Here is a 10,488-nt window from a genome sequence, read left to right as displayed (position 1 = left end):
GCTGGACCAGGCATGGTTGGAATTCATGCTCTCAGCCTTCGGCCGGCAACGTCACCACAAAACGCGCGCCCTTGATCTCGCCGGGTTTGGTGCCGGGGATGTTCTCGGCGGTGAGCGTGCCGCCATGGGCCTCGACGATCTGCCTGGATATCGACAGGCCAAGGCCCGAATTCTGGCCGAACGCCTCGCCGGCCGGCCGATCCGTGTAGAAGCGCTCGAAGATGCGGTCGATGTTGTCGGCGCGGATGCCGGGGCCATTGTCGTCGATGGTGACGATGTTGAACTTGCCGGCACGCGCCAGCGACAGGCTGATGTGGCCATGATCCTCGGGAACGAAGGAACGGGCGTTCTCGATCAAATTGGTGATGACCTGGCCGATGCGCAGATCATGGCCGACGACGACATAGCCTTTGACGCCCTGCGGCAGTTTGGCGGCCTTGAACTCGATCTCGACCGCCTTCTTGTTGCGCGTCGCTTCGCGCGAAACGGCGACCAGATCGGTGATGAATTTCTTCAAATCGACCGTTCCCGCATCTTCACGCGCGAGTTCCGCGTCCAGGCGCGATGCGTCGGAAATATCGGTGATGAGCCGGTCCAGCCGCCTGACATCGTGCTGGATGATATCCATCAGCCGGCCGCGCGAATCGTCGTTCTTGGCCAGCGGCAGGGTCTCCACCGCGCTGCGCAGCGACGTCAGCGGGTTCTTCAGCTCGTGCGAGACATCGGCCGCGAAGCTTTCGATCGCCTCGATCCGGGCGTAGAGCGCGTTGGTCATGTCGCGTATGGCGATCGACAGATTGCCGATCTCGTCCTGGCGGTCGGAAAAGTCGGGGATCTCCTCACGGCTCTTGACGCCGCGCCGCACTCGCACCGCCGCCGCCGACAGCCGGCGCAGCGGATTGGCGATGGTCGAGGCGAGCAGCATCGACAGGATGGCGGTGACAAGGGCCGCGATGCCGAAGACGCGCAGGATCGCCTTGCGCTCGGCGGCGACGATCTTGTCGATGTCGCCGCCTTCGGTCGACAGCATCAGCACGCCCAGGACGGCACGAAAGCGCTGGATCGGCACCGCCACCGAAACGATCTGCTCGCCCTGCTCGCTGACGCGCACGATGGTCGAAGGGCTGCCGGTGAGCGCCTTGACCACTTCCGGGAAAGCGGCGCCATTGCCGCCCGGCTGCTCGTGATAGACCGGCAGCTCGGTGTTGCGGAAGAAGTCGAAGACAAATTTCTGGATGCGCTCGACCAGATCGGGCTCTTCTTCCTCGACCGGCGGCAGGTCGTAGCGCAGGATCTGGCCACGCGAATAGAGGTGGCGCGAATCGAGCAGCAGATTGGCGTCGCGGTCATAGATGCGGGCGCGGGTCCTGGTCGGCGAGATCAGCCTTCGCAGCACCGGGGCAACACGCTCCGGGTTGATGGGGAAATCGAGATTGTCGAGCTGGTCGGAGCCCGGCCCCAGGCTTTCGCCGGCCTGCAGTTCAAGCAGCTTTTCCGGGTCGATGCTGATCGAATCCGTCTCGACCGTCGCCGAAGCGGCGATGGCGCCGGCGATGATCTCGCCCTGGGTCATCAGGCTTTCGACGCGGGCGTCGATCAGCCCGTCGCGGAAGGTGTTGAGATAGAGGATGCCGGTCACCAGGACGGCGAGGCCGGCAAGGTTGAGGAACAGGATACGCCGCGTCAGGCTGGAAAAGATGTGATGGCCAAGGAAGCGGCGCATCGGCACCGTGATCTTCGAGACGAAGGACGGCATGATCCGCGACGGCCGCCTGGAGGCGCCCGCCGGTCTTGTTCGCTGTGCTTCCACTGCCATCGAATAGCAGGCCCTGCTACTTATGCTTCGCGGAACCGGTATCCGACTCCGTAAAGGGTTTCGATCATCTCGAAGTCGTCGTCGACGGCCTTGAACTTCTTGCGCAGCCGCTTGATGTGGCTGTCGATGGTGCGGTCGTCGACATAGACCTGTTCATCATAAGCCGAATCCATCAGCGCATCACGGCTTTTTACGACACCGGGACGCTGCGCCAGCGAATGCAGGATCAGGAACTCGGTGACGGTGAGCGTCACCGGCTCGCCCTTCCAGGTGCAGGTGTGGCGCTCCTGGTCCATGACGAGCTGGCCGCGCTCGAGAGAGCGGGCCTGCTGGCTGGGTGTCTTGGCGGCGGCCTCGCGGGCACTGGCGCGGCGCAGCACGGCGCGCACGCGCTCGACCAGCAGGCGCTGTGAGAAGGGTTTGCGGATGAAATCGTCGGCGCCCATCTTGAGGCCGAACAATTCGTCGATCTCGTCGTCCTTGGAGGTCAGGAAGATCACCGGCAGGTCGGACTTCTGGCGCATTCGGCGCAGCAGTTCCATGCCGTCCATGCGCGGCATCTTGATGTCGAGGATGGCAAGGTTCGGCGGGCGTGCCGCCAGGCCTTCCAGCGCCGACGCACCATCCGTGTAGGTCTCGACGCGATACCCCTCGGATTCCAGGGCGATCGACACCGATGTCAGAATGTTGCGGTCGTCATCGACAAGCGCGATTGTTGCCATTTCAAGCGGCTCCCTCATGAGCTGTCCCTTCTGTCGTAGAGAAGGGGCTTTTGCAGGACAAATTAGGTACAAAATGTGGCATAGGCCTTGTCCGCTGTCACGCGCGGCATGCCGGCGGCCACAATCCTACCTCGACAGGGATTGGACGAACGTACATCGCCAATCCTTTGGGCAACCGCCAAACTTTTTGCACATATAAACGATTTAAACAACTTTCAAAATATTTAAATCGATTAATGATTTGATATCATTCGTCTTTTCTGGTTCTGACCATCTCAGCCCGCGTAGTGGGCGTGCCGGGAACGTGCCGGCAAAGATGCGGCAAATCCAAGAGGGACACTCGATGTCGGAAGTCGGCAAACGCAATTCCGCCTGCGCGATCGATCATATCGGCCTGAAAACCACCGGCGTGGTGCGCTATAATTTCGGTGCGGCTGCTCTTTATGAGGACTCGATCCGGCGCGGCGAGGCCCGCTTGACCGCACATGGCGCGTTGGTCGCCGAGACAGGCCAGCATACCGGCCGCTCGCCCAAGGACAAGTTTGTCGTCCGCAACAGCGACACCGAACCGCATGTCTGGTGGGACAACAACAAGGCAATTTCACAAGCCCAGTTCGACACGCTGCTCGCCGATTTCCAGACGCATGCCGCGGACAAGGATCTATACGTCCAGGACCTGATCGGCGGCGCCGATGCGGAGCTGAAGCTGCCGACCAGGGTGATCACCGAATTTGCCTGGCACTCGCTGTTCATCCGCAATCTGCTCATTCGTCCCGATGCCGCCGAGCTCGAGCATTTCGTGCCTGACATGACGATCATCGACCTGCCGTCCTTCCGCGCCGATCCCGCCCGCCACGGCAGCCGCGCTGAAACGGTGATCGCCGTGGATCTCACGCGCAAGATCGTGCTGATCGGCGGCACCTCCTATGCCGGCGAGATGAAGAAGTCGGTGTTCACCATGCTCAACTATCTGCTGCCGGCGAAAGGCGTGATGCCGATGCATTGCTCGGCCAACGAGGGTATGGCCGGCGACGCAGCCATCTTCTTCGGCCTGTCGGGCACCGGCAAGACGACACTCTCGGCCGATCCCTCGCGCACGCTGATCGGCGACGACGAGCATGGCTGGGGACCCCACGGCATCTTCAATTTCGAAGGCGGCTGCTACGCCAAGACGATCAAGCTGTCGGCGGAAGCCGAGCCGGAAATCTTCGCCACCACGCAGCGCTTCGGCACGGTGCTGGAAAATGTCGTGCTCGACGCTGATGGCGTGCCGGATTTCAACGACGGAAGGCTGACCGAAAACACACGCTGCGCCTACCCGCTGGATTTCATCCCCAACGCCAGCAAGACCGGCCGCGCCAACCATCCGAAGAACATCATCATGCTGACCGCCGATGCGTTCGGCGTGATGCCGCCGATCGCGCGGCTGACCCCGGCGCAGGCGATGTATCATTTCCTCTCCGGCTACACCGCCAAGGTGGCCGGAACCGAAAAGTGCGTGACCGAGCCCGAAGCGACGTTTTCGACCTGTTTCGGCGCACCGTTCATGCCGCGCCATCCATCGGAATACGGCAATCTGCTGCGCGAGCTGATTGCCCGCCACGGCGCCGATTGCTGGCTGGTCAACACCGGCTGGACCGGCGGCGCCTACGGCACCGGCAAGCGCATGCCGATCAAGGCGACGCGCGCCTTGCTTGCCGCCGCACTCGACGGCTCGCTCAAGACGGCCGAGTTCCGCACCGACCCTCATTTCGGTTTCGAGGTGCCGGTGGCGGTTCGAGGCGTCGACAGCGCCATTCTCGACCCGCGCTCCACCTGGGCCGACAAGGCCGGCTATGACCGGCAGGCGGCAAGGCTGGTCGGCATGTTCGCCGTCAATTTCGAGAAATTCGAAAGCCATGTCGACGCCGTGGTGCTGGGTGCGGCGCCGCGCATGCAGGAAGCCGCGGAGTAATCGCGCCACAAGGTTCAGCTTCGTTGAAAGGCCCGGTTCGATCGGGCCTTTTCTTTTTCGATCCGCCGCGCCATGACTGCGGCATGGCGAGCGACGACAATATCTTCATATCAGGCGATGCGGTGATCCATCCGGGCGACCTGCACGAGGATTTCATCCGCTCGTCCGGTCCCGGCGGCCAGAACGTCAACAAGGTGGCGACGGCGGTGCAACTGCGCTTCGACGCCGCCAACGCAGCGGGTCTGTCGGAGCGCGTGCGCGAGCGGACGATCAAGCTTGCCGGCCAGCGTGCCACCAAGGACGGCGTCATCGTCATCGAAGCGGGCCGCTTCCGCACCCAGGAACAGAACCGGGCGGATGCGCGGGCACGGCTGACGGCATTGGTCGCCAAGGCCGCCGAGCCGCCACCGCCGCCGCGCAAGAAGACGCGGCCGTCGAAAGGTGCCGTGGAACGGCGGCTGAAGAGCAAGGCCGGGCGCGGCACGATCAAGAAGCTGCGCGGCCGGGTGGAGAACGATTAAGCACCGCGAAGCTGCAACGCGCGGGCGGCTTCCAATTCTGGGTTGCAGATGGCAAGCTGCGATCACCCACCACAGCAATGGAGACCAACGATGGGCATGTTCGATTTCGTCAAGAGTGTCGGCAAGAAACTGGGCATCGGCGGTGACGACGAAGCCGCACCCACGGCCGACACACTCAAGAAGGAGCTCGATTCGCACAAGCTCGGCACCGATGGCGTCGAGGTCGTCGTCAACGGCGATACGGCGGTGCTGAAGGGTGTGGTCAAGGACCAGTCGATTTTCGAGAAGGCGGTCATCGCCGTCGGCAACACGCTCGGCGTCTCCAAGGTGCAGGCGGACGAATTACAGGTCGCGCCAGCACCTGGCACGGCCGCCGCCCCCGCCAAGGAGCCCACCTTTTACACCGTGAAGAAGGGCGACAATCTCTGGAAGATCGCCGAGAAAAGCTACGGCAAGGGCCAAGGCGTCAAGAACACGGTCATATTCGAGGCCAACAAGCCGATGCTGACCCATCCCGACAAGATCTATCCGGGCCAGGTGCTGCGCATCCCCGACCTCGCCTAATCGAGGCTACTGCCAATTCGACAAGAGCGGCGGCTTTCGGGTCGCCGTTTTCATTTGATCGTGACATTTTACGGTTCCGAACCATCCAAAAGGCGATCGAATCCGTGCTCGTTCTGCCCAAAGGCGTCCGCCACATGCCGGCCTACCTGTCACGCACCGTGCAGGAAGAACTGGTCGACGAGGTGAGACGGATCGTGCAGCAGGCGCCGCTGTTCGTGCCGGCCATGCCGCGCACCGGCAAGGAGATGAGCGTGCGCATGACCAATTGCGGGCCGCTGGGCTGGGTTACCGACAAGGAGCACGGCTATCGTTACCAGCCGGCGCATCCGCTAACCGGGGAGCCTTGGCCGCCAATTCCGGATGCGCTGCTCGACCTGTGGCGCGAGGTCTCGGGCTATCCGCATCCGCCGGAAGCGTGCCTGATCAATTTCTACACGGCGGATGCGAAGATGGGCCTGCATCAGGACCGCGACGAGACCGATTTTTCGGCGCCGGTCGTCTCCGTCTCGCTCGGCGACGACTGCCTGTTCCGGGTTGGCCAGACCACGCGTGATGGCGCCACCAAGTCGTTCAGGCTGCAAAGCGGTGACGTCGTGGTGCTCGGCGGTGAGGGGCGGCTGTGCTTTCACGGCGTCGATCGGATCTATCCCTCGACCTCGGCACTGCTGAAAAACGGTGGGCGGATCAATTTGACATTGCGACGGGTGACGAAGCCGGCCGTCACAGCTTCCTGAGCGCCACTTCCTCGATCAGGTGGTCGGCCCCCTTGCGCAGGATCAAGTCGGCGCGGGCCCGCGTCGGCAGGATGTTCTCGCGCAGATTCTTCAAATTGATGTTGGTCCACAGCCCTTCGGCGATGGCGCGCGCCGAACCCTCCGACAGCTGCGAGTAGCGGTGAAAGAAGGAGTCCGGATTGCGGAAGGCGGTCTCACGCAGCCGCATGAAGCGGGAAATGTACCAGTTGTGGATCAGCTTCTCGTCGGCATCGATGTAGATGGCGAAATCGAAGAAGTCCGACAGGAAAGGCACGATCTTGCCGTCCTGCGGCAGCTTGCCGGGCTGCAGGACATTGATGCCTTCGAAGATCAATATGTCGGGCCGGTCGATGGTGACGAACTCGCCGGGAATGACGTCATAGGTGAGGTGCGAATAGACCGGCGCGCGGACATCGGGCAGCGCCGACTTGATGCCCGACAGGAAGCGCAGCAGCGCGCCGACATCGTAACTGTCTGGAAAACCCTTGCGCTCCATCAGGTTCTCGCGGCGCAGGACCTCGTTGGGCAGCAGGAAGCCGTCGGTGGTGATGAGATCGACCTTGGGGCTCGACGGCCAGCGCGCCAAAAGCTCCTTCAGCACGCGTGCGGTCGTCGATTTGCCGACCGCGACGGAACCGGCGATGCCGATGATGAAGGGCGTCTTGACCACGTCGACCGCGTTGAAGAAGGCCTGGCGTTGCCGAAACAGCAGCTGGCTCGCTTCGACATGAGCCGACAACAGCCGCGACAGCGACAGATAGATGCGCGTGACCTCTTCGAGATCGACCGGATCGTTGAGCGAGCGCAGGCGGCGGAATTCGTCCGCGCTCAGCGTCAGCGGCGTGTCGGCGCGGAATTGCGACCATTGCTCGGCGGAGAAGAAGCGAAACGGGGAATACTTCTCGGTCGGCGCGAGCTGATCCATCGAGATACCTGCCCTTCCTCGCGGTCAGCCCTTGGGCCGTGACGCCTTCTCGGCGATGCCCGAACGCCGGGTGCGGCCTTCGAGCTCCTTGAGCACGTCGCTCAGCGAAACCCCCGAGAGGCCGAGAACGACGAGCCAATGATATATAAGATCGGCACTTTCCGAAACGAGGGCCTGTTTGTCGCCCTTGACTGCGGCAATCACCGTCTCGACTGCTTCCTCGCCGAGTTTCTGCGCCGCCTTGTCGATGCCGCGCGCGAACAGTTTTGCCGTCCACGAGTCCGGGTCGCCGGAATGGGCGCGTTCCCTGATGGTTTCTTCAAGATCTGACAGCGAAAACTCAGCCATGGCGCCATCTATCTGCTTGTTTAGGCATGATCTTTTCCGAAAACCGGTTCCCACTTTTCGGGATCATGCTTTAGGGCCGATTATTCACAGAGTCCAGCCGCATCGGCAGCCCTGCGGCGGCCATATGCGCCTTGGCCTGCGCTATCGTGTAGGTACCGAAATGGAAGATGGACGCGGCCAGCACCGCGCCGGCATGGCCGTCGCGAATGCCTTCGACCATGTGGTCGAGCGTGCCGACGCCGCCGGAAGCGATGACCGGCGCACGCACGGCGTCTGATATCGCGCGGGTCAGCGCGATGTCGTAGCCGGCCTTGGTGCCGTCGCGATCCATCGAGGTCAGCAGGATCTCGCCGGCGCCGCGATCGACCATTTTCCGCGCGAACTCGACCGCGTCGATGCCGGTCTTTTCGCGCCCGCCATGGGTGAAGATTTCCCAGCGGTCGGCCTCACCGGTGGCGGACACTTTCTTGGCGTCGATGGCGACGACGATGCACTGGTTGCCGAACTTGTCGGCGGCCTCGGCAACGAAATCCGGGTTCTTCACCGCCGCCGTGTTGATCGACACCTTGTCCGCGCCGGCCAAGAGCAGCTTCCTGATGTCGGCGACCTGGCGCACGCCGCCGCCGACGGTCAGCGGCATGAAGCATTGTTCGGCGGTGCGTGCGATGACGTCGAAGATGGTTTCGCGATTGTCCGACGAAGCAGTGATGTCGAGGAAGCAAAGCTCGTCGGCGCCGGCCGCGTCATAGGCCTTGGCCGCCTCGACCGGATCGCCGGCGTCGACGAGATCGACGAAGTTGACGCCCTTGACGACACGGCCGTTCTTGACGTCGAGACAGGGGATGACACGGGCTTTCAGCATCAGCGGCCCTCTATCGTGGCGATGAGATCGTTCAGCAATTGACCGACCAGCGGCGGCACATCGGCCTGCGCGTCGAAAGCCGGGTCGTAGGCGGAGACGGTGATGCCGACGACCGGCACCGCAATCGCCATGGCGCAAGTGGCGTCGCGCAACTGCTCCGGGCTCGGGCCGCCCGAAGTGATATAGCGGTTGGCCTGCAACTCGCGGGGATCATGCACGTCCATGTCGAGATGCATGTGCACGCGTTTGGCGCCGGCGATCTTCAGTCTTTCGGTCGCCTGGGCCACCCCGGAGCATTCCGTCCGCACGATCGGCAATGTCTCCAGCAGCCGCTTCTCGTCCGGATCGAGATCGCGCGCGTTGACGAGCACGCAACGCGACGGATCGATCGGCTTGAAGCCGGGAATGGCCGAAGCCATCGGCCTCCAGCACAGGCCAAGCACCGTCGCCAGCGCCATGCCGTCGAGAAACCCGTACGCCGATGTCTCGGGCGTGTTGAGGTCGCCATGCTGGTCGGCCCAGATGATCGCATCGGCGTCCTCGCCGGCGACCGCACCGGCTGATGTCAGGCAGTTTCCCGCAAGGACGATGGGAAACCGGCCGGCGTCACGGGCAAGGCGAACCTCGGTCGCAACCGCGTTGCAGACAGCAAAGCCGGTGGCGATCTCGCGCTCCTGGATGTCTCCGACCCTGCCGATGTCTTCCACCGTAACGTCATGGCCGGCCATGGTCAGCGCGTCGACGAGCCCGCCTGATATCAGTGCGTCCGGGCCCTGGCCCATGCCGCCATGGTAATGGCCGCTGTCGTAGGAGGCCAGGATGATGGAGATTTTCACGTCCGCGTCTCCGCCCTGCCCTGCAGGATCGCCAGGGCCTCGGCCGGATCGATGCGGCCGTCATAGAGCGCGCGCCCGGAGATCGCCCCTTCGAGCTTTTGCGCATCGGGCATGGTCATGCGCACGATGTCGGCGATCGAGGCGAGGCCGCCCGACGCGATGACCGGGATCGATACGGCATCGGCGAGATCGATGGTGGCGTCCCAGTTGATGCCGGTCAAAACGCCGTCGCGGTCGATATCGGTGTAGATGATGGCGGCGACTCCGGCGCCCTCGAATTTCCTCGCCAGTTCGACGACGCCGAGGCTCGACGCCTCGGCCCAGCCCTCGACGGCGACCTTGCCGCCCTTGGCGTCGATGCCGACGGCGACCTTGCCCGGAAACGCCTTGCAGGCCTGTCTGACCAGGTCCGGGTCACGCACCGCCACCGTGCCGAGGATGACACGGGCCAGCCCGCGATCGAGCCAGTCCTCGATCTGCGCCAGCGTGCGGATGCCGCCGCCGAGCTGCACAGGGTTCTTCGTCGCCTTGAGGATGGCGCCGACCGCCGCGCTGTTGACGCTCTGGCCCTGGAAAGCGCCGTTGAGGTCGACGACATGCAGCCATTCGAAGCCCTGTTGCTCGAAGGCCCGCGCCTGCGCTGCAGGATCATCGTTGTAGATGGTCGCGGTGGCCATGTCGCCGTGCTTCAGGCGCACGCACTGGCCGTCCTTGAGATCGATGGCGGGGAAAAGGATCATCCGTTCAGGCGCCTTCCACAATGGCGAAATGCGATGTCGAATAGAGACGTCGGAACTTCAGCGCCGCCTGGTATTCGGGCGAATGGAAGCAGGCGAGTGCGACCGCGTAGCTCTCGAACTCGATGATGACATGGCGATTGCCCGACGACCCTTCCGGGCTCGACGACTGACCGCCGCGGGTCAGGAATTTTGCGCCATATTTGTCGAAAGCCGCTTTGTTGGCGGCAATGTATAGCGGATAGTTTTCCGGATCGGTCACCTCGACCATCGCCATCCAGTAACCCTTCTTGCTCATCGGTTTCCCCTTTGCTTGAGCATGATCTCGGGACAAACGGGACCGTTTGTCCGAGAAAACCGGGGTCCACTTTTCGGGATCATGCTCTAGGGCCTCCAGCGCAGGAAATTGGTGATCAGGGCGAGGCCCAGCGCCTGGCTCTTTTCCGGG

General features: G+C 63.1%; 12 protein-coding genes. 4 read left to right on the top strand and 8 right to left on the bottom strand.

Annotation, left to right across the window (positions count from 1 at the left end; translation table 11 throughout):
- Nucleotides 1-31 precede the first annotated feature (31 nt).
- Nucleotides 32-1,816: a sensor histidine kinase gene (locus tag EN925_RS09175; protein WP_024501992.1), complete on the bottom strand. Its 1,785-nt coding sequence runs from the start codon at nt 1,814-1,816 to the stop codon at nt 32-34.
- 20 nt (nt 1,817-1,836) lie between these two features.
- Nucleotides 1,837-2,538: a response regulator transcription factor gene (locus tag EN925_RS09170; protein ID WP_013528337.1), complete on the bottom strand. Its 702-nt coding sequence runs from the start codon at nt 2,536-2,538 to the stop codon at nt 1,837-1,839.
- 343 nt (nt 2,539-2,881) lie between these two features.
- On the opposite strand from EN925_RS09170, the gene EN925_RS09165 reads away from it, so the two are divergent.
- The 4 genes from EN925_RS09165 (at nt 2,882) to EN925_RS09150 (ending at nt 6,311) form a co-directional block, all read left to right on the top strand.
- On the top strand, nt 2,882-4,492 hold the full coding sequence (locus EN925_RS09165) for a phosphoenolpyruvate carboxykinase (protein WP_128336470.1): 1,611 nt from the start codon (nt 2,882-2,884) through the stop codon (nt 4,490-4,492).
- A gap of 83 nt (nt 4,493-4,575) precedes the next feature.
- Entirely contained in the window at nt 4,576-5,013 is a 438-nt protein-coding gene (arfB, locus tag EN925_RS09160; RefSeq protein WP_027161031.1) for an alternative ribosome rescue aminoacyl-tRNA hydrolase ArfB, read from the top strand.
- A 90-nt stretch (nt 5,014-5,103) separates the two neighbouring features.
- A complete protein-coding gene (gene lysM, locus EN925_RS09155; RefSeq protein ID WP_013528340.1) occupies nt 5,104-5,577 on the top strand; it encodes a peptidoglycan-binding protein LysM in 474 nt (157 codons plus the stop codon).
- A gap of 104 nt (nt 5,578-5,681) precedes the next feature.
- On the top strand, nt 5,682-6,311 hold the full coding sequence (locus tag EN925_RS09150) for an alpha-ketoglutarate-dependent dioxygenase AlkB (RefSeq protein WP_127369979.1): 630 nt from the start codon (nt 5,682-5,684) through the stop codon (nt 6,309-6,311).
- Here the strand turns inward: EN925_RS09150 and coaA are convergent.
- From coaA to EN925_RS09120, 6 genes are all read right to left on the bottom strand, one after another.
- Nucleotides 6,298-7,257: a type I pantothenate kinase gene (coaA, locus tag EN925_RS09145; protein ID WP_013528342.1), complete on the bottom strand. Its 960-nt coding sequence runs from the start codon at nt 7,255-7,257 to the stop codon at nt 6,298-6,300. The genes EN925_RS09150 and coaA overlap by 14 nt on opposite strands.
- 24 nt (nt 7,258-7,281) lie before the next feature.
- The gene (locus tag EN925_RS09140) at nt 7,282-7,605 is read right to left on the bottom strand and encodes a phosphoribosyl-ATP diphosphatase (RefSeq protein WP_063170995.1); all 324 of its coding nucleotides are present in this window, start codon (nt 7,603-7,605) and stop codon (nt 7,282-7,284) included.
- A gap of 70 nt (nt 7,606-7,675) precedes the next feature.
- Nucleotides 7,676-8,470 (bottom strand): imidazole glycerol phosphate synthase subunit HisF, encoded by a 795-nt coding sequence (gene hisF / locus EN925_RS09135; RefSeq protein WP_024501998.1) that lies wholly within the window; start codon nt 8,468-8,470, stop codon nt 7,676-7,678.
- Nucleotides 8,467-9,303 carry an arginase family protein gene (locus tag EN925_RS09130; RefSeq protein ID WP_063170994.1) on the bottom strand — a complete coding sequence of 279 codons (837 nt, stop codon included), beginning with the start codon at nt 9,301-9,303 and terminating at the stop codon, nt 8,467-8,469. Before EN925_RS09130 ends, hisF begins: the two co-directional genes overlap by 4 nt.
- Entirely contained in the window at nt 9,300-10,043 is a 744-nt protein-coding gene (hisA, locus tag EN925_RS09125; RefSeq protein WP_013528346.1) for a 1-(5-phosphoribosyl)-5-[(5-phosphoribosylamino)methylideneamino]imidazole-4-carboxamide isomerase, read from the bottom strand. Before hisA ends, EN925_RS09130 begins: the two co-directional genes overlap by 4 nt.
- A 4-nt stretch (nt 10,044-10,047) precedes the next feature.
- The gene (locus EN925_RS09120) at nt 10,048-10,338 is read right to left on the bottom strand and encodes a DUF1330 domain-containing protein (protein WP_013528347.1); all 291 of its coding nucleotides are present in this window, start codon (nt 10,336-10,338) and stop codon (nt 10,048-10,050) included.
- Nucleotides 10,339-10,488: the final 150 nt, after the last annotated feature.

It is taken from the genome of Mesorhizobium sp. M7A.F.Ca.US.006.04.2.1 (assembly GCF_004022915.1).
GTDB classification, from domain to species: Bacteria; Pseudomonadota; Alphaproteobacteria; order Rhizobiales; family Rhizobiaceae; genus Mesorhizobium; species Mesorhizobium ciceri.
The sequence above is the reverse complement of the archived record's forward strand: the minus strand, read 5'-3'. Positions and strand labels throughout refer to the sequence as shown.